The organism is Tabrizicola caldifontis, assembly GCF_004762095.1.
Taxonomy (GTDB): domain Bacteria; phylum Pseudomonadota; class Alphaproteobacteria; order Rhodobacterales; family Rhodobacteraceae; genus Tabrizicola; species Tabrizicola caldifontis.
In genome coordinates this window covers 237941-259413 of the sequence record NZ_SIJH01000001.1, presented here as the reverse complement: position 1 = coordinate 259413, position 21473 = coordinate 237941, and the positions used below count along the sequence as shown (strand labels likewise).

The 21473-nt window shown below is 66.8% G+C and carries 21 protein-coding genes and 1 tRNA gene; 10 read left to right on the top strand and 12 right to left on the bottom strand.

Annotation, left to right across the window (positions count from 1 at the left end; genetic code table 11):
• Positions 1 to 77 precede the first annotated feature (77 nt).
• The 11 genes from EYB42_RS01235 to fabI all read right to left on the bottom strand — a co-directional run bounded on the left by EYB42_RS01235 (position 78) and on the right by fabI (position 10602).
• The gene (locus tag EYB42_RS01235) at positions 78 to 1244 is read right to left on the bottom strand and encodes a molybdopterin molybdotransferase MoeA (protein ID WP_135447298.1); all 1167 of its coding nucleotides are present in this window, start codon (positions 1242 to 1244) and stop codon (positions 78 to 80) included.
• Positions 1241 to 1720, bottom strand: coding sequence for a cyclic pyranopterin monophosphate synthase MoaC (gene moaC, locus EYB42_RS01230; RefSeq protein ID WP_135447296.1), 480 nt, complete (start codon positions 1718 to 1720; stop codon positions 1241 to 1243). Before moaC ends, EYB42_RS01235 begins: the two co-directional genes overlap by 4 nt.
• On the bottom strand, positions 1717 to 2529 hold the full coding sequence (gene trpC / locus EYB42_RS01225; RefSeq protein ID WP_135447294.1) for an indole-3-glycerol phosphate synthase TrpC: 813 nt from the start codon (positions 2527 to 2529) through the stop codon (positions 1717 to 1719). The genes moaC and trpC overlap by 4 nt, the downstream gene beginning before the upstream one ends.
• A gap of 13 nt (positions 2530 to 2542) precedes the next feature.
• Positions 2543 to 3556 (bottom strand): anthranilate phosphoribosyltransferase, encoded by a 1014-nt coding sequence (trpD, locus tag EYB42_RS01220; RefSeq protein ID WP_135447292.1) that lies wholly within the window; start codon positions 3554 to 3556, stop codon positions 2543 to 2545.
• Positions 3553 to 4140 carry an anthranilate synthase component II gene (locus EYB42_RS01215; RefSeq protein WP_135447290.1) on the bottom strand — a complete coding sequence of 196 codons (588 nt, stop codon included), beginning with the start codon at positions 4138 to 4140 and terminating at the stop codon, positions 3553 to 3555. Before EYB42_RS01215 ends, trpD begins: the two co-directional genes overlap by 4 nt.
• 193 nt (positions 4141 to 4333) lie before the next feature.
• Positions 4334 to 5842 carry an anthranilate synthase component I gene (trpE, locus tag EYB42_RS01210; RefSeq protein ID WP_135447288.1) on the bottom strand — a complete coding sequence of 503 codons (1509 nt, stop codon included), beginning with the start codon at positions 5840 to 5842 and terminating at the stop codon, positions 4334 to 4336.
• Positions 5842 to 7713: a peptidylprolyl isomerase gene (locus EYB42_RS01205; RefSeq protein WP_135447286.1), complete on the bottom strand. Its 1872-nt coding sequence runs from the start codon at positions 7711 to 7713 to the stop codon at positions 5842 to 5844. Before EYB42_RS01205 ends, trpE begins: the two co-directional genes overlap by 1 nt.
• Before the next feature lie 66 nt (positions 7714 to 7779).
• Positions 7780 to 8973 (bottom strand): aminotransferase, encoded by a 1194-nt coding sequence (locus EYB42_RS01200; protein ID WP_135447284.1) that lies wholly within the window; start codon positions 8971 to 8973, stop codon positions 7780 to 7782.
• A gap of 79 nt (positions 8974 to 9052) precedes the next feature.
• Entirely contained in the window at positions 9053 to 9577 is a 525-nt protein-coding gene (gene gpt, locus EYB42_RS01195; protein ID WP_135447281.1) for a xanthine phosphoribosyltransferase, read from the bottom strand.
• A 9-nt stretch (positions 9578 to 9586) separates the two neighbouring features.
• On the bottom strand, positions 9587 to 9775 hold the full coding sequence (locus EYB42_RS01190) for a hypothetical protein (RefSeq protein WP_135447279.1): 189 nt from the start codon (positions 9773 to 9775) through the stop codon (positions 9587 to 9589).
• Positions 9772 to 10602 carry an enoyl-ACP reductase FabI gene (fabI, locus tag EYB42_RS01185; RefSeq protein WP_135447277.1) on the bottom strand — a complete coding sequence of 277 codons (831 nt, stop codon included), beginning with the start codon at positions 10600 to 10602 and terminating at the stop codon, positions 9772 to 9774. Before fabI ends, EYB42_RS01190 begins: the two co-directional genes overlap by 4 nt.
• Before the next feature lie 96 nt (positions 10603 to 10698).
• On the opposite strand from fabI, the gene pdxH reads away from it, so the two are divergent.
• From pdxH to EYB42_RS01140, 9 genes are all read left to right on the top strand, one after another.
• A complete protein-coding gene (pdxH, locus tag EYB42_RS01180; RefSeq protein WP_135447275.1) occupies positions 10699 to 11301 on the top strand; it encodes a pyridoxamine 5'-phosphate oxidase in 603 nt (200 codons plus the stop codon).
• A 116-nt stretch (positions 11302 to 11417) separates the two neighbouring features.
• Entirely contained in the window at positions 11418 to 11951 is a 534-nt protein-coding gene (locus EYB42_RS01175) for a cold-shock protein (RefSeq protein ID WP_135447273.1), read from the top strand.
• Complete coding sequence (locus EYB42_RS01170) at positions 11948 to 12433, top strand: DUF192 domain-containing protein (protein WP_135447270.1); 486 nt, start codon at positions 11948 to 11950, stop codon at positions 12431 to 12433. The genes EYB42_RS01175 and EYB42_RS01170 overlap by 4 nt, the downstream gene beginning before the upstream one ends.
• A 42-nt stretch (positions 12434 to 12475) precedes the next feature.
• Positions 12476 to 12552 (top strand) — tRNA-Pro (locus EYB42_RS01165).
• An 83-nt stretch (positions 12553 to 12635) separates the two neighbouring features.
• Positions 12636 to 14042 carry a protein adenylyltransferase SelO gene (locus tag EYB42_RS01160; RefSeq protein WP_135447268.1) on the top strand — a complete coding sequence of 469 codons (1407 nt, stop codon included), beginning with the start codon at positions 12636 to 12638 and terminating at the stop codon, positions 14040 to 14042.
• 99 nt (positions 14043 to 14141) lie between these two features.
• Entirely contained in the window at positions 14142 to 14699 is a 558-nt protein-coding gene (locus EYB42_RS01155) for a helix-turn-helix domain-containing protein (protein WP_240783914.1), read from the top strand.
• A 151-nt stretch (positions 14700 to 14850) separates the two neighbouring features.
• A complete protein-coding gene (locus tag EYB42_RS01150) occupies positions 14851 to 16044 on the top strand; it encodes a glycine C-acetyltransferase (RefSeq protein WP_135447265.1) in 1194 nt (397 codons plus the stop codon).
• Positions 16045 to 16052: 8 nt separating this feature from the next.
• Positions 16053 to 17084, top strand: a complete 1032-nt coding sequence (gene tdh, locus EYB42_RS01145) for an L-threonine 3-dehydrogenase (RefSeq protein ID WP_135447468.1) — start codon at positions 16053 to 16055, stop codon at positions 17082 to 17084.
• A 249-nt stretch (positions 17085 to 17333) separates the two neighbouring features.
• The gene (locus tag EYB42_RS01140; RefSeq protein WP_135447466.1) at positions 17334 to 18746 is read left to right on the top strand and encodes a mannose-1-phosphate guanylyltransferase/mannose-6-phosphate isomerase; all 1413 of its coding nucleotides are present in this window, start codon (positions 17334 to 17336) and stop codon (positions 18744 to 18746) included.
• 56 nt (positions 18747 to 18802) lie between these two features.
• Here EYB42_RS01140 and EYB42_RS01135 read toward each other — a convergent pair whose 3' ends face one another.
• Complete coding sequence (locus tag EYB42_RS01135; RefSeq protein WP_205909938.1) at positions 18803 to 20401, bottom strand: divergent polysaccharide deacetylase family protein; 1599 nt, start codon at positions 20399 to 20401, stop codon at positions 18803 to 18805.
• 517 nt (positions 20402 to 20918) lie between these two features.
• Between EYB42_RS01135 and EYB42_RS01130 the strand changes: the two genes are divergently transcribed.
• Positions 20919 to 21458, top strand: a complete 540-nt coding sequence (locus tag EYB42_RS01130; protein WP_135447261.1) for a hypothetical protein — start codon at positions 20919 to 20921, stop codon at positions 21456 to 21458.
• Positions 21459 to 21473: the final 15 nt, after the last annotated feature.

Genomic DNA, 21473 nt, shown 5'->3' with positions numbered 1-21473 from the left:
TGCCCGCCCCCACATCATGAGTTAGCATAATGTTCTGCCCGTGTTCCCTTTTTGTGTCAAGGCTTATCCACAGGGCGTCACAGTGGCAGATAGGGCACCGTGTCCCCGACGCGACAGGGCGGGGCATCCACCGGTCGGATCAGCAGCGCGTCGGCCTGGCCGAGGATCGAAAGAAGTGCAGAATCCTGCCGGTCGAAGGGGGTGATGCCGGGGGGCTCGCCAGGGGTCAGCCTCGCGCGCATGTAATGTGCACGGGGTCCGTTTGCGGGCAGGTCCACCGCCAGCCGGGCCTGCCGCGGCTGCGGCGCTGGCGCGGGCTGCCCTAGCATGGCCCGCACCATCGGCAACAGGAACAGGTGACCGCAGACGATGGCCGAAACCGGATTGCCCGGCAGACCGAGAAGCGGCACCCCGTTCAGCCTGCCCGCCATCAGCGGTTTGCCTGGGCGAAGGGCCAGCTTCCAGAAGCTGTGTTCCAGCCCCGCGACGCGGCCGACAAGATCGTGGTCGCCGACCGAGGCACCGCCGATGGTCACGATAAGATCGGCATCCGCCGCAAGGTCCAGCACGGTTTGCAGCTCTGCGGCATCATCCCGCGCGATGGGTAACATCCTTGCCACCCCGCCCTCGGCCTCGATCATCGCCTTCAGGGCAAAACCATTCGAGGCGATGATCTGGTCGGGGCGCGGGTTCTCGCCAGGCATCACCAGCTCGTCGCCGGTCGCAACCAGGGCAACCACGGGCCTGCGGGTCGCCTGAACGGCAGGAATGTTCATCGCGGCAAGCAGCGCCAGATCGGCAGGGCGCAGGCGGCGCGGGCCAAGGCTGTCGCCGGCGCGGAAGTCCTGACCCTGCGGGCGGATGTTGGTGCCGTCCTCGGCGCTGCACTTCAGGGTGATCCGGTCACCGTCGCGGATCACGTCTTCCTGGATCACCACGCGGGTCGCACCTTCCGGCACCGGCGCGCCGGTGAAGATGCGCACCGCCTGGCCGGGGCAGATCTGGCCGGAAAACGCATGGCCGGCCCCGGCCTCGCCGATCACGCGGAAGCTTTCGCCTGCAAGGGGGGCGCCCTGAATGGCATAGCCATCCATCGCCGAGGCATCGAAGGGCGGCTGGTCGCGGGTTGCCAGCGCCGGCACGCACATCCAGCGGCCCGCAGCTTGCGCCAAGGCAACGCTTTCCGGCGGAAGCGGCGCGACCAAAGCCAGGCAGCGGGCAAGCGCTTCTTCGACCGAAATCATCGCTTCGCCTCGTAAAGTCTGGATTTTCCGCCATCTTTCAGGATCAAGCGGATCCCGTCGATCACCATGGCCTTTTCGACTGCCTTCACCATGTCGTAGACGGTCAGCGCCGCGACGGAGACGGCGGTCAGCGCCTCCATCTCGACCCCGGTCTGGCCCGAGGTCTTGACCGTGGCCTCGATCCGCACACCGGGAAGCGCAGGGTCGGGGGTCAGCTCCAGCGCGACCCTGGTGATCGGCAGCGGGTGGCAGAGCGGGATCAGATCGGCGGTCTTCTTCGCCGCCATGATCCCGGCAAGTCGTGCCACCGAAAGGACGTCGCCTTTCTTCGCCCGGCCCTCGGTGATCAGAGCCAGCGTCTCGGCCGTCATGCGCACCAGGCCTTCGGCCACCGCCACGCGGTCGGTCACGGGCTTGTCCGAGACATCGACCATGTGGGCCTGGCCCCGGTCGTCGAAGTGCGAAAGGCCGCTCACAGCCCGCCCTGTGCGGTGAAGGGGCGCGAAAGGATCGCCCGTGTCGCGGCGGCCACGTCAGCCTGCCGCATCAGGCTTTCGCCGATCAGGAAGCAGCGCGCTCCGTATTGCGCCAGGTCTGCCAAGTCGTCGGGCGTGTACAGCCCGCTTTCGGCGACGATCAGGCGGTCCTCGGGCACACGACGTGCAAGCTGTCGGGTCGTGTCCAGCGTCACCTCGAATGTGTGCAGGTTGCGGTTGTTGATGCCGATCAGCGGCGATTTCAGCCGGGCAGCGCGGTCAAGCTCGGCCTGGTCATGCACCTCGATCAGCACATCCATCCCCAGGTCGAAGGCTGCCGCCTCTAGTTCGGCCGCCTGCACATCGTCAAGCGAGGCCATGATCAGAAGGATGCAGTCTGCCTTCAGCGCGCGCGACTGCACCACTTGCCAGGGATCATAAAGGAAATCCTTGCGCAGGCAGGGCAGGTCTACCGCGTCATGCGCCGCCACCAGATAGTCATCTGCGCCTTGAAAGCTCGGCCCGTCGGTCAGGACCGAAAGGCAGGTGGCGCCACCTGCCGCATAGGCGCGGGCCAGCGCCGGCGGGTCGAAATCGGCGCGGATCAGGCCTTTTGAGGGGCTGGCCTTCTTGATCTCGGCAATCAGGCCATAGCCGGTGGAGGCGGCTTCGTGCAGCGCGCGGGCAAAGCCGCGCGGGGCAGGGGCGGCGCGGGCGGCGGCTTCCAGATCGGCCAGCGGCGTGGCGGCCTTGGCCCTGGCCACCTCTTCCAGCTTGTAGGCCTTGATGCGGTCGAGGATCGTGGTCATGGTGCCCCCCTGCTCAGGCATTGGTCAGGCGGGCCAGCGCCTGGACCTTGGCGCGCGCCGCGCCGGAATCGATCGATTCGCGGGCCAGTGCAACGCCCTCTGCCAGGCTATTCGCGCGATCGGCAACCATCAGCGCGGCGGCGGCATTCAGCAGAACTGCATCGCGGTAGGCGCCCGTAGCCCCGTCAAGAAGCGCGCGGAAGGCGGCGGCATTATCGGCCGGGCTGCCGCCGAGGATCGCCTCGAACGGTTGGGGGGAAAGGCCGGCATCCTCGGGGTGGATGGTGAAGTCGCGCACGGCGCCGTTCTCGACCGCGGAAACCGAGGTCGCCCCGCAAATGCTGATTTCGTCGGTGCCGTCTGCGCCGTGGACCAGCCAGGCCTTTTCGGTACCCAGCGTCAGCAGCGTTTCCGCCATCGGGCGGATCAGGGCATCCGAGAAGGCGCCGGTCAGCTGACGCCTGACCCCGGCGGGGTTGGTCAGGGGGCCGAGGATGTTGAAGATCGTGCGCGTTCCCAGTTCGGCCCGCACCGGCATGACGTGCCGGATCGCAGGGTGGTGCATTGGCGCCATCATGAAGCCGATCCCGGCCTCGGCCAGGCAGCGTTCCACCACCTCGGGCCCGATCATGACATTCAGGCCCAGTTCGGTCAGCGCATCCGCCGCGCCGGATTTCGACGACAGATTGCGGTTGCCGTGCTTGGCCACGGTCACGCCGGCACCTGCGACGACGAAGGCCGTGGCGGTAGAGATGTTGAGCGTGCCCTTGCCGTCTCCCCCCGTGCCCACGATGTCCATGGCACCCTCGGGGGCCTTCACCGGGTTGCACTTGGCGCGCATGACGCTGGCTGCGGCGGCGTATTCATCCACAGTCTCGCCGCGGGTGCGAAGCGCCATCAGGAAGCCACCCATCTGCGCAGGCGTGCCTTCCCCCTCGAACAGGGCCTCGAAGGCGGTCTCGGCTTCTGCGCGGGTCAGCGGGCGGGCGGCTGCGATGCCGATCAGGGGTTTCAGCCGGTCGCTCATGCGGGAACCCTTGCGCGGGCTTCGTCAAGGAAGTTCCGCAGAAGCTGGTGGCCGTGTTCGCTGGCGATGGATTCCGGGTGGAACTGGACGCCCTCGATCAGGTGTTGCCTGTGCCGCAGACCCATGATTGTTCCGTCTTCCAGCCAGGCGGTGACTTCCAGCTCGGTGGGAAGGGTGTCGCGCTCAACCACAAGCGAATGATAGCGCGTTGCCTGGAAGGGCGAAGGAAGTCCGCGGAACACACCCTTTCCGGCATGGTGCATCGTGCCCATCTTGCCGTGCACGATCTCGTGGCAGCGCACGACCCTGCCGCCGAAGGCCTCGCCGATGGTCTGGTGGCCAAGACAGACGCCCAACAGGGGAATGCCGGCAGTGGCCGCAGCGCGTGTCAGGGGTAGGCATATCCCGGCGGCGGCGGGATCGCAGGGGCCGGGCGAAAGGACGATGACCTCGGGTGCCATGGCAATCACATCCTGCACCTCTAGCGCGTCGTTGCGTTTCACGACCACATCGGCGCCAAGCTCGCCCAGATAATGGACAAGGTTGTAGGTAAAGCTGTCGTAGTTGTCGATCAGAAGCAGCATGACGGCGGGTTCCAGGGGCGGTTGCAGTGGTTATCGCCGATGCTTCGGGCGGTGTAAACCGGGGGATATGCGGCGCGGCCGTGCCCCGGTGGCTGCGGCTGCTGCAAAATCAACAAGTTGGCTGTTGACCCGCTTACGATGCCTTTCGTTGGCCGACGGCAGGCCGCGCCGGTCCAGACGCTGCCGCCGCAGGTTAGCCGTTGCTGCGGCGGACGAAGAGGCCCGCATCCTCGGCCGCGCGGCGCAGAGCGTTGGATTTGTTGACTGTTTCCTGATATTCCGCCTCGGGGTCGCTGTCGTAGACCACACCGCCGCCGGCCTGGATGTACAGGGTGTTGTCCTTGACCACTGCCGTGCGCAGCGCGATGCAGAAATCCATCTCTCCGTTCGCGGCAAAATAGCCCACACCGCCGCCATAGATGCCGCGCTTTTCGGGCTCCAGCTCGTCGATGATCTCCATGGCACGGACCTTGGGTGCCCCGGAAACGGTGCCTGCCGGCAACCCCGCAAGCAGCGCTGAAAGCGCATCCTCGCCTTCGGCCAGTTCGCCCACTACGTTCGAGACGATGTGCATGACGTGGCTGTAGCGTTCGATGACGAAGGTTTCGGTCGGCCGCACGGTGCCGACCTTTGCGACCCGGCCCACATCGTTGCGGCCCAGATCCAGCAGCATCAGGTGTTCGGCCCGTTCCTTCGGGTCGGCCAGAAGGTCGGCTTCCAGCGCGCGATCCTCTTCCGGTGTCGCGCCGCGCTTGCGGGTGCCGGCGATGGGGCGGACGGTGACCTCGCCTTCGCGCAGACGAACAAGGATTTCGGGGCTGGCCCCGACAACCTGGAAGCCGCCGAAATTGAAGAAGAACATGAAAGGCGACGGATTGGTGCGCCGCAACGAGCGGTAAAGCGCGAAGGGCGGCAGGGGGAAATCCATCGCCCAGCGCTGCGAGGGCACGACCTGAAAGATGTCGCCCGCGCGGATGTATTCCTTCGCCTTCTCGACCGCGGCCTTGTAGCCGGCATGCGTGAAATTCGACCGTGGCTCGCCCACGCTTGCCACCTCGCCCAGATCGCGCGGGGCAGAGGGTGCGCGGTCAAGATCGCGCAGCGCGTCCATCACACGTTCCGCCGCTTGCGCATAGGCTGCCCGTGCCGTGAGACCCGAGCCGACCCAGGCCGGCGCCACCAGCGTGACATCGCCCTTTACACCATCCAGCACCGCCACGACCGAAGGCCGCATGAGAACCGCATCCGGCACGCCGATCGGGTCGGGGTTTCCACCCGGCAGCCGTTCGACCAGTCGGATCATGTCGTAGCCGAGATAGCCGAACAGCCCCGCCGATACCGCGGGAAGCCCCTCGGGCATGTCGATGCGGCATTCGGCCAGAAGTTCACGCAGCGTTTGCAGCGGGTGGCCGGAAAGGGCCCTGAAGGCCTGCGGGTCGAAGCGCGCCTCGCGGTTGATCTCGCTTTCGGTGCCGCGGCAGCGCCAGATCAGGTCGGGCTTCATGCCGACAATGGAATAGCGGCCCCGCACTTCGCCCCCGGTCACCGATTCCAGCATGAAGGTGTCGGCCCGCGCGTCGCCCAGCTTCAGCATCAGACTGACCGGCGTATCCAGGTCGGCCGCCAGGCGTGCCCAGACAAGCTGGTTCTCGCCCCGGTTCCAGGCGGCCTCGAAGGCCTCGAAGGACGGCAAAAGCTGCATCAGGGCAGGCTCGCGTGGACGGCGTTGATGGCAGACTGGTCCAGCGTGATCCCGGCCTCGGCAGTCAGCGCGTTGGTATAGGCGGTGAAGGCGTCGGTCGAGATCGCCTGAACCGCCTGCGCGTCGATCGCGGCCTTCAGGGCCTCGGCCTCCGGGCCTTCGGTCTTGGCGGGCTGGATGCGGTCCAGCCGGACAACGGCGACGAAATCGCCATCCTCGATCACGCGGACATCGCCTTCGGCCATCTCGAATACGGCTGGCAGAAGCGACTGCGGCGTGTCCGCAATGAAACCGTCGCGCGCAATTTCCGGCGTCACATCGACGATTCCGAAGCTGCCGATGCCGGCTCCACCCTCGATGGCGGCCTTGATCTCCATCGCCCGGTCCGACAGCGCCTTGCGCAGGGCATCGGCTCGCCACGCGGTCTCGACGGCGTCGCGCGCCTCTTCGAACGGAATGGGGGCAGCGGGTACCACCTCGTCAAGGCGCAGGGTGACAAGGCCGCCATCCTCCAGCACGATCGCCTCGGGGAAGTCGTCGGCCTTCGCTGCATCCGCTGCGTTGCGGAAGGCGGGATATCCTTCGATCACGGCTTCGCCCTGCTGGCCCTGCACATGGTCCACCGTGCCAAGTTCAAGTCCCGCCTCCTTCGCAACATCCTCGAGGGTGGCGCCGCCGGCCAGCAGGTCGTCGACCAGTTCCACCTTGTCCGCGATCATCCGGCGCGCGGCATCGGTCTGGATCTCGACAGCCAGTGTCTCGCGCGCCTCGTCGAAGGTGGTCTCTTCCGCGGCCAGAACCGTGACCACCCGGAAGAGCGCAGGTCCAAGGTCGGTGTCCAGCGGGCCGACGACCTCTCCCTCGTTCGCCGCGAACACGGGCCCTGCCGCCGTGCCCAGGTCTCTGGCGGTCACATCCCCCAGATCGACTGCATCCAGCGTCAGCCCGCGCGCAGCGACCAAAGCCTCGAACGTGGTGCCGGCGTCCAGCTCGGCCCGTGCAGCATCTGCAGCCGCCTGGTCGGGATAGACCAGCCGCTCGACGATCCGGCGTTCGGGGATCACGAATTCGTCGATCCGTGCCTGATACAGATCGCGCAGCACCTTTTCGTCCACCGGCTGGTCCTTGGCGATGGCGTCGGGCAGAAGGGCAGCATAGGTGATGCGCTTCGCCTCGGGCCGGGTGAAGCGGGCAATGTTGCCCTCGTAGTAGGCGCGCAGCTCCTCCTCGGTCGGGTCGGGAACGGGCGTGACAAGATCGGCCTCGCCCAGCCGCAGCATCGAAAAACCGCGGCGTTCGGCAATCCAGGCATAGAGCGTATCGGTCAGCGCCTTCGGCGCGACAAAACCGCCCGCGACCATGCCCTGCAGCAGTTCCCGGGTGATGTCGCCGCGCAGGGCTTCTTCGAATTCGGCCTCGGTCTGGCGATTGCGGTCAAGCACGAAGCGATAGGCTTCGCGGTCGAACGCGCCGGAGATGCCCTTGAAGGCATCGATCTTCAGGATCTCGGAGGCCACCGTCTCATCCCCGACCGACAGTCCGATCCGCGCAGCCTCGTTGTCCAGGGCAGCGCGGGTGACCAGGCCCTGAAGCACCTGCCGATCAAGGCCGAAGGCCAGCGCCTCTTGCGCGGTCACCTGGCGGCCAAGCTGCTGCGACAGCGCATTCTGCTGGGCCCGGAAGGCCCGGGCGTAGGCATCGGTGGTGATCTCGGTCGAACCCACCTTGCCGATCGTGGTCACCCCGCCGCCGAAGTTCGTGACGCCGAAGCCGCCAAGACCCAGGATCAGCATCCCCATCATCACCCAGACTGCGGCTTCCTTCGCCTTGCTTTTCGGGCGCTTCACGTCGTCGTCCGGGGTCTTGGCCATGGGTCCGCCTTCGGGTTGATCTGGCAAGGGTGAATAGTGGCTGGCGCCGGGGCCGGCAAGACCGGATCAGGGGCGGAAAGCGGCCAGCCTGCGGAACATTTCCGCGATTCCCCGTGCATCGACATTGGCAAAGGCGATGCGGATCTGGCGCTTGCCGGCTTCCGAGCCCGCGGGCTGGAACATCGTGCCGGGCAACATCAGAAGCGAGGCCTCTGTTACCAGCCGCTTGCACAACGTGTCGCTGGCCATGTCGAACGGGTGTTCGACATAGGCGAAATAGGCGCCGCAGCCGAGCAGTTTCCATCCCGCAAGCGCACCGAACCCATCGACCATGGCGCGGCGGCGGGCAAGGATCTCGTCGCGTTCGCCTGCCACCCATTGCGTCAGGTTCTGCATCCCCCACAGCGCGCCGATCTGGCCCAGTTGCGACGGGCAGATGGCCACGGTATCGAGGAATTTCTCCACCTCGGCCAGCCGCGCGGCCCCTGCGACGATGGAGCCGACGCGATGCCCGGTCAGCCGATAGGCCTTGGAAAAGCTGTAAAGCTGGATCACCGTTTCCGCCCAGTCAGGATCGGTGAAAAGGTCATGCGGGCGCCCGCCCAGTTCGACGGAATGACGGCTGTCAAAGTCGCGGTAGGTCTCGTCGATGATCAAGGCAAGACCGTGCGCGCGGGCCAGGTCGCGGAAGGCGGCGACGGTTTCGGCCGGATATTCCACACCGCCGGGATTGTTCGGCGTGACAAGGACAATGGCGCGGGTGCGGGCGGTGATCAGTGCCTCGGCGGCCTTGGCGTCGGGGATCAGCGTCGGTCCGGTATCCAGGGGCACCGTGCGCACTCCGGTCATGTCCAGCCACATCCTGTGGTTGAAATACCAGGGTGTCGGCAGGATCACCTCATCCCCCGCGCCTGCCAGCGTGGCCATGACGGCGCAGAAGGCCTGGTTGCAACCTTGCGTGATGGCGACCTGGGTCGGCGCGATGGCCCCGCCATAGGCGGCCGAGAACTGGAGGGCGATCTCCCCGCGCAGCGCGGGCATGCCGAGGACTGGGCCGTAAAGATGGGCGTCGGGGTTGTTCAGTGCGGCATCGGCCAGCGCCTCGCGCAGGCCAAGTGGCGGGCTGTCCACTGGCGCGGCTTGGCTGACGTTGATCAGCGGACGGTCGGCGGGGAAGGTCACGCCCTGGATCCAGCGCCGGGCCTCCATCACGGGCGGCGGTTCGGTCGCGGCGAAGGCGGGGTTCAGGGGCAGGGTCAAGGCAAAACTCCTCGTGCGCTTCGCATCTGGCCGTTGGCCGTGGGCCCGACGACGGGCACAGGAAGACGGCCGGAAGCGTTCAGTCCGCCCCGCGCATGGGCTGGACATATTGCAGCGCCATGTCCCAGGGAAAGAAGATCCAGGTGTCCTGGCTGACCTCGGTGATGTAGCTGTCGACCTGCGGCTTGCCATGCGGCTTGGCGTAGACGGTCGCGAAATGCGCCTTGGGGTAAAGGCTGCGGATCAGTTCCAGCGTCTTGCCGCTGTCCACCAGATCGTCGATGACCAGGATGCCGCTGCCGTCGCCCATCAGCTCGGCGTTCGGCGCCTTGATCACCTGCGCCTCGCGCCGTTGGTCGGCCTTGCCGCCGCCGGAATGATAGGACTTGACGCTGATCGTATCCACGACACGGATATCCAGTTCGCGGCTGACGATCATCGCCGGCACCAGCCCGCCCCGCGTGATTCCGACGATGGCACGCCATGTGCCGCCCTCGCCCGGGCCCTTGCCGTCCAGCCGCCAGGCCAGCGCCCGCGCGTCGCGGTGGATCTGGTCCCAGCTGACATGAAACCCTTTTTCGTATGGCAGACGTTCGGCGGACATGGCGACCTCTCAGGTGGCGATGATCTTCACGCCCGACAGGGCCGGCCCGGCCCCGAAACGGCGATGGATCGCGGGTTTCCAGCTGGAAAGCAGCTCCCGCCCGTAGGCGGGCAGGCAGATATGGCTGGTGGCAATGGCGCGGGCGGTCGGTGCAAGGGGCACCGTTCCGGCACAGGCGGGAAGGGCCACAGGCGTCACTGCCCGCCGTCCTTCCTGCCGGTCACGATGTCGATGTCGGGCGCGTCGATCGCCTTCATGCCGACGACATGATAGCCCGCATCGACATGCAGGTTCTCGCCAGTCGTGCCCGAGCCGAGGTCCGACAGAAGGTAAAGCGCGGCCTTGCCGACCTCTTCCTGCGTCACGTTCCGCCGCAGGGGCGAGTTCAGCTCGTTCCAGCGCATGATGTAGCGGAAGTCGCCGATGCCGCTGGCGGCCAGCGTCTTTATCGGCCCCGCGCTGATCGCATTCACCCGGATGCCGTCCTTGCCCAGATCCTCGGCCAGGTACTTGACCGAAGCCTCGAGTCCGGCCTTTGCCACGCCCATCACGTTGTAATGCGGCATGACCTTTTCGGCACCGTAGTAGGTCAGCGTCAGAAGGCTGCCGCCCGGCCCCATCATCGCGCTGGCCCGCTGGCAGACTGCGGTGAAGGAATAGACCGAAATGTCCATCGCCAGCAGAAAGCCGGCACGCGAGGTGTCGACATAGCGGCCGCGCAACTCGTTCTTGTCGGCGAAGCCGATGGCGTGGACCACGAAATCCAGTTGCCCCCATTCGGCCTTGAGCGCGGTGAACAGGGCATCGATGCTTTCGTCACTGGCCACATCGCATTCGTAAAGCAGCGGCTTGCCCAACGAGGCCGCCAGCGGCTCGACCCGTTTCTTCAGGGCCTCGCCCTGATAGGAAAAAGCCAGGTCTGCCCCCTGGGCCGCGACGGCCTGGGCGATGCCCCAGGCTATGGACTTGTCGTTCGCAAGCCCCATGATCAGCCCGCGCTTGCCCTGCATCAGTCCGGTTGACATTCCCGTCCCCTTGGCCACCTTTTCGTTGACCAAGACGTGTAGGCGAAGAGGCGCGGCCCTTCAAGGCGCGTCCTTCCGCCGGGGCAAGGAGACATCATGGACCGCAGCGGCATCTTCGCGGGCGATGACCCGTTCCAGCTGGCGCGCGACTGGCTGAGCGAGGCCGAGCCGAAGGAACCTAACGATCCGAACGCCATCGCGCTGGCCACCGTCGATGCCGATGGCATGCCGAATGTCCGCATGGTGCTGTTGAAGGAGATCGAGGCGGATGCCTTCGTCTTCTACACCAACTACGGCTCGAAGAAGGCGCAGGAGATTGCAGCCTCGGGCAAGGCTGCCTTCGTGCTGCACTGGAAGTCGCTGCGCCGCCAGATCAGGGTCCGGGGCTTCACCGAGCGCGAGGAAGGCCCCCAGGCCGATGCCTATTTTGCAAGCCGCAGCCTGAAATCGCGCCTTGGCGCCTGGGCAAGTCGGCAGTCTCAACCCCTGTCCTCGCGCGAAGCGCTGATGGCCGAGGCGGCGAAGGTCGGGCTGACCAAGGGGCCGAATCCACCCCGCCCGCCCTTCTGGGGCGGCATCCGCATCAGGCCGGTCGAGATCGAATTCTGGGCCGACGGGGCCTTCCGGTTGCATGACCGCTTCCGCTGGTCGCGCGACCGGGTGGACGGGGCCTGGAAAATTCAGCGCCTTTATCCCTAGTTTTGACACAGTTCGACCCGAGGGTGCCGCCGCGCTGCGGATTCGTACTTGAACCCGGCACAATATTGGCGGCATCTGGTCGCCTAGGGGCTCATTCTGGGGAGAAGGCTCTGCTTATGACTGACGAAGATGAGGTCATGCAGCTCGTGCATGGTCGCGTTAAGTGGTTTGATCCTTCCAAGGGTTTCGGTTTCATCGTCTCGGAAGAGACGAATGCGGATATCCTGCTGCATGCCAATGTTCTGCGGAACTTTGGTCAGGGATCGGTGGCCGATGGCGCCGGCATCGTGGTGAAGGTCCAGAAGACCCAGCGCGGCGTCCAGGCGACCGAGGTGATGCGAATCGACCCGCCCGAAGGTGTGGTCTTTCCGCTGTCCGACGAGGCGGGCCAGCTGGTGGGCGACGACATCCTTGCCCTGCCGCTGGAGCCGTCGCGGGTCAAATGGTTCGACAAGGGCAAGGGGTTCGGTTTCGCCAATGTCTTCGGCCGCTGCGAGGACGTGTTCATCCATGCCGAGGTGCTGCGCGTGTCTGGCTTTGCCGACCTTGCCGCGGGCGAGGCCGTGGCCCTGCGGATCATCCGGGGGCGGCGTGGGCGGATGGCGGTCCAGGTCGTGTCGTGGGAAACTGCAGCGCGCGGGGTGGCATGAGGTCTGTTCTTCTGATCGCCCTTGCCCTGTCGGCGGGGCCGGTTGCATCGGCGCCGGCCCTTGCCGAGGCGGCCTGTGCCCCCGATCGGGTCGATCTGCGCTGGGCAGGTGGCAGCGCAAGCTTCACGGTAGAGCTTGCCGATGACCCGGCCGAACGCGCACGGGGCCTGATGTTCCGCGAAAGGCTTGATCCCGCGGCGGGGATGCTGTTCGTCTATGAAACCCCGCTGCGGGCGCAGTTCTGGATGAAGAACACGCTGATCCCGCTGGACATGATCTTTGCCGATGCAGCCGGGCGCGTGACCCGCGTTCACGCCAACGCCATTCCGGGCGACCTGACGCCGATCGACGGTGGCGAGGGCGTGGTCTATGTGCTGGAGATCAACGGCGGCCTGGCCGCGCGTCTTGGTATCGCTCCCGGCGCCGAGTTGCGCCATCCGGCTATTGCGGCGGCAACCGCCGCCTGGCGCTGCGACGGATAACGGCTTTTCAACCCGCGGCGTTCCCGCTAAGGAAGGTCGCGTCGGGGCGTAGCGCAGCCTGGTAGCGCGACGGTTTTGGGTACCGTAGGTCGCGAGTTCGAATCCCGCCGCCCCGACCATCCCTTCGCTCCCTGCAGACCGAGCGGCCGGAAGTTGCGCATCCGCCATTGCCGCGCCCGCCTGCGGGGCGCATATCTTCGGCATGACCATAATCTTCGACCATTCCTATGCACGAGACCTGCCCGGAACCTATCTGCGGGTCACGCCGGACCCTGCGCCCGCGCCACGCCTGCTGATCCTGAACGAGGCCCTTGCCCGTGATCTTGGTCTCGACCTCGATCCGGGGCAGGCAGAAGCCTGGTTTTCCGGCGCGGCGCTGCCGCCCGGTGCAGATCCCATCGCCCAGGCCTACGCGGGCCACCAGTTCGGCGGCTTTTCCCCCCAGCTTGGCGATGGTCGCGCGCACCTTCTTGGCGAAGTCATCTCTCCCGACGGTCGCCGATTCGACATCCAGCTGAAGGGATCCGGCCGCACCCCGTTTTCCCGCGGCGGCGACGGCAAGGCTGCGGTCGGGCCAATGCTGCGCGAATACCTGATTTCGGAATTCATGGCCGCCGTGGGTGTGCCCACCACCCGGTCGCTGGCCGTGGTTGCCACGGGCGAAGAGATCTGGCGCGAGACGAAGCTGCCTGGCGCCGTCCTTGCCCGGGTGGCAGCCAGCCATCTGCGCGTCGGCACGTTCCAGTTCTTCGCCGCACGCGGTGACCAGGCACGGGTCAGGGCCTTGGCCGATCATGCCACGGCCCGACACTATCCCGACATTGCGCAGGCCGACCGGCCGGCGCTTGCTCTGCTGGATGCGGTGATCGCGGCCCAGGCAAGGCTGGTCGCGGAATGGATGGGCCTGGGCTTCGTGCATGGGGTGATGAACACCGACAACATGGCGATTTCCGGCGAAACCATCGACTATGGCCCCTGCGCCTTCATGGAAGGGTATGCGCCGGGCACGGTATTCTCGTCCATCGACCATCAGGGCCGCTATGCCTATGCCAATCAGCCTCTGATCCTGGGCTGGAACCTCGCACGCCTGGCCGAGACGCTGGTGCCGTTGATCGACCCCGATCAGGATCGCGCGATCGAGATCGCCAATGACCGGTTGTCCGGCATAGCCGGCCGCTACCGGGCGGAATGGCTTTCCGTGATGCGGCGGAAGCTGGGTCTGGTCGGCGAGGAAGCCGGGGATGCCGCACTGGCGGACGACCTGTTGGCCGCACTGGTGGGGGCTGACTGGACGCTGACCTTTCGCCGCCTCGCCGACGAAGCGGCACTGCGCCCGCTGTTCGATGATTTCCGAACGATGGAGGCCTGGCTGCCGCGCTGGCGCGCCCGGGCGGGCGAGGGGGCAGCCGAGCGGCTTGCAAGGGCCAACCCTGCGGTCATACCGCGCAACCACAAGGTCGAAGAGGCGCTGGCTGCGGCCACGGCCGGAGACATGGCGCCGTTCCATGCGCTGCTGGCCGCCGTGCAGCACCCCTTCGTCGAGGCCGAGCCCTACATGCTGCCCGCGCCCTCGGGTTTCGGCAGCTACATCACCTATTGCGGCACCTGAGCCCGCCGGTTGGCCGCGTCTGTGCGGCGCTGGAAGGGATCCTCTGGGATGCGGCGGCCCGGTGATTGACGCCCGCGCCAAGGCCCGCCACCATGGATCATGATGGCTGACCGCTCCGACATCCACGACCGACTGGCTGCATCCCTGCGCGCCGCGCGCAAGGCGCGAGGCCTGTCGCTGGATGCCATCGCGAAGCTTTCGGGCGTCAGCCGGTCGATGGTCAGCCAGATCGAGCGGGGCGAATCCTCGCCCACTGTTGCCACGCTTTGGGCGCTCACCCAAGCCTTGCAGCTGGATTTTGCCGGTCTGCTGGAAGGGCGCCCCGCACCGGGGATCGAAGTCACCCGCGCAGGCACCACCCCGGTGATCCAGCGCAGCGGCGTCACGATCCGCATCCTGTCGGCGCCGGAAAGCGTCGGCCGCCACGAAGTCTATGATCTGACCTTCGCACCGGCTGCGCGTCTGCTATCGGAGGCCCATTCTCCCGGATGCCGGGAACACCTGACGGTTCTGGAGGGTCGGCTCTCGGTGCGGTCGGGCGATGCGGTCGAAACGATGGGTGCCGGCGATGTGGCCCGCTATCCGGCCGACCGACCGCACGAGATCGCGGCGGAGGACGCAGCGGCCCGCGCCATCCTGATCGTGCAGGACAGTTGACCCGCAGGAGCGGGGGTCATACCCCCGCGCCCCCGCGGGATATTTGGGCAGAGAGGAAGACGGAATATTCCGTCATTACGGATATGGTTCCGGCATGTTGACATGGGCCGGGCGCCCTGTCAGCATCCGGCAAGTTGGAAGGGGATCTGGCATGACGGACAAGGCCGCCTTTCTTGCCCATATCACGGCGACGCTGGCCGGGATCGAGGCCGAGGGTCTGATGAAACATGAGAGGCCGATCTCGGGCGCGCAGGGCACGCGCGTGATGATGGAGGGGCGCGAGGTGCTGAACCTCTGTGCCAACAACTATCTGGGTCTTGCCGACGATCCCCGTCTGATCGCTGCGGCAAAGGCCGCGATGGACAGCCACGGCTACGGCATGGCCTCGGTCCGCTTCATCTGCGGCACCCAGGATCTGCATCGCAGGCTGGAGGCCCGGCTTGCCGGTTATCTGGGGCAGGAGGATGCCATTCTTTTCGCCGCCTGTTTCGATGCGAACGGCGGGCTGTTCGAGCCGCTTCTCGGCCCAGAGGACGCGGTCATCTCCGACGCGCTCAACCATGCTTCGATCATCGACGGCATCCGGCTCTGCAAGGCGAAACGTTACCGCTATGCCAACAGCGACATGGCCGATCTGGAAGCCCAGCTGAAGGCGGCGAAGGCCGAGGGCGCACGGTTCATCCTGATCGCGACGGACGGCGTCTTCTCGATGGACGGCTACTACGCGAAACTGCCGGAAATCCGTGCCCTGGCAGACGCTTATGGGGCACTGGTCATGGTCGATGACTGCCATGCCACCGGCGTCACCGGCCCGAAGGGCGCCGGCACGCCGGCCCGGGCGGGGGTTCGCGTCGATATCGTGACCGGCACGCTCGGCAAGGCGCTTGGCGGCGCGCTCGGCGGCTATATCGCCGGGCCGCAGCCCGTGATCGACCTCCTCCGCCAGCGGGCGCGGCCCTATCTCTTCTCGAACGCCCTGCCCCCCGCAGTGGTCGGCGCGGCGCTTGCCGCGCTCGACATCGTGGAGCAGGCGGACGACCTGCGCGCGCGCCTTGCCGAGAACGCCCGCTACTGGCGCGCCGGCCTCACCGCCGCCGGTTTCTCCCTTCTCCCCGGCGACCACCCGATCATCCCCGTCATGCTGGGCGAGGCCAGTCTCGCCCAGGCCATGGCCGCCGACCTCAACACCCGCGGCGTCCATGTCGCGCCCTTCTTCTTCCCCGTCGTCCCGAAAGGCGCCGCCCGCATCCGCACCCAGATGAATGCGGCCCTCACCCGCGAGGATCTCGACTTCGCACTGGACGCCTTCACCGCCGCCGGAAAAGCCACGGGAGTGCTGAAATGACCAATGAAATGAAAGCCCTCGTCAAGGCCCGCCCCGAACCTGGCCTCTGGATGGAAACCCGGCCCGTGCCCGAGATCGGCCCCGAAGATGTGCTCATCAGGATCCACAAGACCGGGATCTGCGGCACCGACATCCATATCTGGAACTGGGACGACTGGGCGCAAAGGACCGTCGCGGTGCCGCTGGTGACGGGCCACGAATTCGCCGGCGTCATCGTGGACAAGGGCCGCAACGTCGAAGGGCTGGAGATCGGGCAGCGCTGCTCGGGCGAGGGGCACCTGATCGGCAGGACCTCGCGGCAAAGCCGCTCGGGGCGATTTCACCTCGACCCCGAGACGCGCGGGATCGGCGTCAACGAGCCGGGCGCCTTCGCGCAATACCTGCGGCTTCCGGCCTTCAACGTCGTGCCCCTCCCCGACACGATCGACGACGAGATCGGCGCGATCCTCGATCCCCTGGGCAATGCCGTGCACACCGCGCTGAGCTTCGACCTGATCGGCGAGGATGTGCTGATAACCGGCGCAGGCCCCATCGGCATCATGGCCGCCGCCGTCGCCCGGCATGTGGGCGCGCGGCATGTGGTGATCACCGACATCAACCAGGCCCGCCTGGACCTTGCCGCACAGGTCGCCGACGTGGTGCCGGTCAACGTCGCCACCACCGAGCTGAAATCGGTCTATGCCAGCCTGCACATGACGCAGGGCTTCGATGTGGGGATGGAGATGTCGGGCAGCCAGCAGGCCCTCGACCAGATGGTCGAGCACATGGTGATGGGCGGGCGCATCGCCATGCTGGGCATCCCGCCCGGCAAATCCCCGGTGGACTGGTCGCGGATCGTATTCAAGGCCATCACCATCAAGGGCGTCTATGGCCGCGAGATCTTCGAGACCTGGTACAAGATGATCGCCATGCTGGAGAACGGGCTGGACATCCGTCGCGTCATCACCCACCGCTTTCCGGTTGACCGCTTCGAGGAAGGTTTCGCAGCCATGCGGTCAGGCCTGTCGGGCAAGGTGGTGCTGGACTGGGACTGGGGCTGATGCGCCCCGTCAGCGGCATCGACCAAGGCGCCGGCGATCGGGACGTTGACCTTCAGGGCCGCGCCATGGTGAAGGGCCGGTGACAGACACGGACAGGCCTTTGAAAGACCGCGGAAAGATCGCCGCGTCTTTACCATTTGGTAACCGTCTCGTCACCAGTCTGGGACATGGCAGACGGATGAGGCTGACGTGGACGGAAGCATCAGCGAAGTGCGTGCGGCGCCGGCGGGCGGCAGGTTGGGGGCCGGACTGATCACGCCGGTGCTGCTGGCTGGCGGGTCGGGAACGCGGCTCTGGCCGGTCTCTCGCGCGCGGTTTCCCAAGCAGTTTGCCGCCCTTGTCGGCGAGGAAAGCCTGTTCCAGGCTGCGGCTCGGCGTTTCGATGCGCCGGGGTTCACCGCGCCTTTGGTCGTCACGGCAGAAGAGTTCCGCTTCATCGCCGCCGAACAGCTGGATCGGGCGGGCGTTCCCGCCCAGGGCCTGATCCTGGAACCCTTCCCCAGGAATACCGCAGGGGCCGCGCTGGCCGCGGCCCTGTATCTTTCGCGGGGCGGGCCTGAGGGCCTGATCCTTGTGGTACCGTCCGACCAGCTGATCCCCGACGCGGCAGCCTTTCGTGCGGCCGTCGAACTGGGCATTCCCGCCGCGAGCGATGGCAGGATCGTCACCTTCGGCATCACTCCGACGCGGGCCGAAACCGGCTATGGCTGGCTGGAATGCGGCGAGCCAAGCCATCCGGGGGTGGAGACCCTCGTCCGTTTCATCGAAAAGCCGGCGGCCGATCTTGCCGGCCGCCTGCTGGCCAATCCCCGATGCCTTTGGAATTCGGGGCTGTTTCTGGTGCGCGCCGATGTGCTGCTGGGCGCGGCAGCGCGGCATGTGCCCGAGTTGCTCGCCGCGGCACGGGAGGCTGTCACCGAGGCCTCGGCCGACCTTGGCTTCATCCGTCTGTCTGCGGGACCCTGGTCACGTGTTGCGGACATCTCCATCGATCATGCGATCATGGAAAGGGTGTCGAACCTGTCGGTGGTGCGCCATGACGGCGTATGGGCCGACCTGGGCTCGTGGGCGGCGGTCCTTGAACAGGCGCCTCGCGACCGCACGGGAACGGCGCTGCAGGGTCATGCGACTGCGGTGGAGTGCGAGAATACCCTGCTGCGTTCCGACAGCGACGGGATAGAGCTTGTCGGGATCGGCCTGAAGAACGTGGTCGCCGTGGCCACCCGCGACGCGGTTCTTGTGGCCGATATCGGGTGTTCCCAGGCGGTCAGGCTTGCCGTCGAGACACTGCGTGCGCGCGCAGTCCCGCAGGCAACTGCCTTTGCCCGCGAGCTGCGGCCTTGGGGCTGGTATGAAACGATCGGTGCGGGCGAACGCTTTCAGGTCAAGCGGATCCATGTCCATCCGGGCGCCGCGCTGTCGCTGCAATCCCATCTGCACCGGTCGGAACACTGGGTCGTGGTGCAGGGCACCGCACGGGTGACTGTAGGCGACAGGGTCTGCCTGGTCAGTGAGAACCAGTCGATCTACGTCCCCCTGGGCGAAGTTCACCGGCTGGAAAATCCCGGACGGGTGCCGATGGTCCTGATCGAGGTACAGACCGGCAGCTATCTGGGCGAAGACGACATCGTTCGCTACGAGGACCGCTACGCCCGTGAGTGAACGGCTGGGCAGGACAGATCGGGCAGGGCCGGAAGCCAGGCCGCCGTCCGACCCTGTCAGTCCACCGCAAGTACAGCCGTCAGGGGCGCCATCGCCACGGTTGCGCCACGCCCTTCGACCGACCATTCCAGCAATGCCGCGACCGTCTCGGGCAATGCCTCGCCTGCGACGACGACGCGGCCATCCTGCCCCGCCTTGAACACGGCCCGGTCGAGAATTCGGCGGATCGCGGTCCGGTCGTTCCCCGCAGATGTCAGGTCGCGGAACACGACTGCGGCGGGAACATCGTCGCGCCGGGCGACCTGATCGGCGGCGTTCAGCCCGTGGTCCCAAGTCAGAAGGCCGCGCCCTTGCGCCCCGATCACGGGCACGACCAGGCTTGCCAGCGGGCGCCGCTGCTGGAACACCGGCTGCGCCAGATCCATCACGGCGACGGCTTCCGGCAGACCCTGCTCCATCGACTGGAACGCCACCTCGATGTCCGCGGCGGTGGCCCCCTCGGCTATGCCGGTGGCCAGCATCACCACCTCCTTGCCCGCCGCACGATAGATCGCGGCACGTTCGGGCGTTCGCGGGTCGAGCGGGTCGAGCGCGAAGGTCAGCGGCATGGGCAGAGCGGCCAGCGCGGCGCGGTCCAGATCGTCGCGGCCCGAGTCGATCAGCACCACCGACATCAGCGGCCGGCCGTCCGGGTTCTCGAACGTGGCAGCAAAGCGCATGATCGGCCGGTCGTCGCCAGGGTTTTCTGCCATACCGGCTGCACCCGCCCCCGCTTCGCCCGCACCTGCTTCGACGGGCGGGGGATCGCCAACCTGCGGCAGGCGGCGCACGATCACGCCCTCGGCCCCGCTGCCAAGGCCCGGCGCAGGCCTGAGCGTCGGGGCCTCGGGCTCTTCGGGCGCGGCCTCGGGCAGTTCGGCCACCTCCGGCAAGGGGGCGTCCTGTTTTGGCTCGATCAGCCTTTCGGGCTGCTCGCCGGGCATTTCGGCCATCTCGTCCTGATCCGAAGCGGGAATCGGCGCGGCCGAGGCCGCGGGGGGTACGGTTTCCGCAGGAGTGTCCGCAGTGGCCGCTTCAGAGGTGGCTCCGGCATCGGGCAGGGGCTCGGCCACCTTGTCCTGCGCGGCAATCACGGTGTCGGTGTCCAGTTGGGGCAGCCCCAGCGGTGCCGATGGCAGCGTCGGCTGAACGACCTCTGCCAGGCCTTTGGCCTGCGGGCCGGGCTCAAGCTGGTTTTCCTCGGTGTTCGGCACCCCCGGCGCAATATCGGCGCCGGACAGGGAGGGCCAGGCATCGGCCTGCGGCTGGGGGGCAGCAGGCGGCTTGGCTTCGGCTGCCGTGTCCTGACCCGTCGGCTCGGGGGCCACTGCGGCGGCAACGGCGGTGTCGGTCGTCACCGGCGCTGCCACGGCATCGGTCTTGGTTCTGGCTTCCGGCAGCGGAGCGGCTGCGGGCGCGGGTTCGGGGGCGGGTTCCGGCGTGGGCTTCGGCGCAGGTTCCTGGGCCGACTGGGCGGGTGTTTCCGGGGCCGGTTCGGGCACGGCAGGCTGTGACGCGGGCGCGGGCTCTGTTGGGGCGGGTGTCTGCGGCGGAAACAGGACGGATCCCACCATCAGCCCGCCGACCACCAGCACCCCGCCGGTGAATGCGCCCATTAGGAACCTGCCGTTCACTGCCGCCTCCGTCGTTGCGCCTCTGCCGTCCGGGAACCGGGCTGCTCCGAAGCCGGCTTGCGGAAGCCTGGCCGCCGGTTGGCCGGCCGACGCTCTTGCATCTGTCTGTGGCACTATAACGTGCCTCCTGGCAGGCGACACCCGGTTTTTGCGCCACTGTCAACAAGTTGGCCGGAAGTTGCGCCCGGGCCATCCCCGCGCACCGAGGTGCGATCCGCCCGATCGGCAACAAGAGGCCGACTGCCCGCGCAGGGATTTGTCCTGCCTTGCTGTGTCGGCTAGGGCTGATGCACCCGCGAAGAACAAGGGGCAGTCGGGCAGTACCGAACCACGTCGGCCCTTGGGCCAATCCTGACGCCATGCGGGCATGGAAAGGCCACAATTCTCGCGCAGATTGCGCGCGAGCGTTGTGGTCAGGCGCGGGGTTTCGACCATCGATCCCCGGAAGATACGGGTTTCAAAGGCCTGTCCGCGCAATGCCCGGACGGAAGGAGGCAAGGTGCAGACTCTCAACGCGTTCCTCGTCGCCCTGCGGATGATGGAATCCGGCGGTGACTATCAGGCCGTAAACACGCTGAATTTTCTGGGGGCTTACCAGTTCGGCGAAGCGGCGCTGATCGACCTTGGCTATGTCCGCCACGACGGCGACCCCTATGACAACAATTTCTCTGGTGGATGGACCGGAAAGAACGGCATCGACTCGAAGCAGGAATTCCTGTCCAACCGGGCCGTGCAGGACAAGGCGGCCGAGGCTTGGGTCAAGCTGATGTGGCACTATATCGAGGCGGAGAACCTGCACCGCCATGCCTGGACAGAGGTAGGCGGGGTCGAGCTGACCCCCAGCGGCATGCTGGCGGCAACACACCTTCTGGGGACCTATGCGCTTCAGGAATACATCCAGACCGGTGGAAAGGCCGATCTGCGCGATCCCTATGGCATGCCGATCACCAGCTACATGAAGCGGATGGCCCACGTCGAGGTGCCCTTCGGGCCGAAACAGCGGCGCACGGCTTCATCCAGTGCGGGGTCGGGCGGCTGATCTGCCGACGCGGTC

Excerpts from the sequence above, each read along its gene's own strand:
- fabI (WP_135447277.1), bottom strand. The coding sequence starts at position 10,602 with ATGTCAACCGGACTGATGCAGGGCAAGCGCGGGCTGATCATGGGGCTT.
- EYB42_RS01155 (WP_240783914.1), top strand. The coding sequence starts at position 14,142 with ATGATGGCTGACCGCTCCGACATCCACGACCGACTGGCTGCATCCCTG.
- trpE (WP_135447288.1), bottom strand. The coding sequence starts at position 5,842 with ATGCAGCTTTTGCCGTCCTTCGAGGCCTTCGAGGCCGCCTGGAACCGG.
- EYB42_RS01135 (WP_205909938.1), bottom strand. The coding sequence starts at position 20,401 with ATGGGCGCATTCACCGGCGGGGTGCTGGTGGTCGGCGGGCTGATGGTG.
- tdh (WP_135447468.1), top strand. The coding sequence starts at position 16,053 with ATGAAAGCCCTCGTCAAGGCCCGCCCCGAACCTGGCCTCTGGATGGAA.
- EYB42_RS01160 (WP_135447268.1), top strand. The coding sequence starts at position 12,636 with ATGACCATAATCTTCGACCATTCCTATGCACGAGACCTGCCCGGAACC.
- EYB42_RS01235 (WP_135447298.1), bottom strand. The coding sequence starts at position 1,244 with ATGATTTCGGTCGAAGAAGCGCTTGCCCGCTGCCTGGCTTTGGTCGCG.
- EYB42_RS01150 (WP_135447265.1), top strand. The coding sequence starts at position 14,851 with ATGACGGACAAGGCCGCCTTTCTTGCCCATATCACGGCGACGCTGGCC.
- EYB42_RS01205 (WP_135447286.1), bottom strand. The coding sequence starts at position 7,713 with ATGGCCAAGACCCCGGACGACGACGTGAAGCGCCCGAAAAGCAAGGCG.
- EYB42_RS01175 (WP_135447273.1), top strand. The coding sequence starts at position 11,418 with ATGACTGACGAAGATGAGGTCATGCAGCTCGTGCATGGTCGCGTTAAG.
- trpD (WP_135447292.1), bottom strand. The coding sequence starts at position 3,556 with ATGAGCGACCGGCTGAAACCCCTGATCGGCATCGCAGCCGCCCGCCCG.
- EYB42_RS01215 (WP_135447290.1), bottom strand. The coding sequence starts at position 4,140 with ATGCTGCTTCTGATCGACAACTACGACAGCTTTACCTACAACCTTGTC.
- gpt (WP_135447281.1), bottom strand. The coding sequence starts at position 9,577 with ATGTCCGCCGAACGTCTGCCATACGAAAAAGGGTTTCATGTCAGCTGG.
- EYB42_RS01170 (WP_135447270.1), top strand. The coding sequence starts at position 11,948 with ATGAGGTCTGTTCTTCTGATCGCCCTTGCCCTGTCGGCGGGGCCGGTT.
- pdxH (WP_135447275.1), top strand. The coding sequence starts at position 10,699 with ATGGACCGCAGCGGCATCTTCGCGGGCGATGACCCGTTCCAGCTGGCG.
- trpC (WP_135447294.1), bottom strand. The coding sequence starts at position 2,529 with ATGACCACGATCCTCGACCGCATCAAGGCCTACAAGCTGGAAGAGGTG.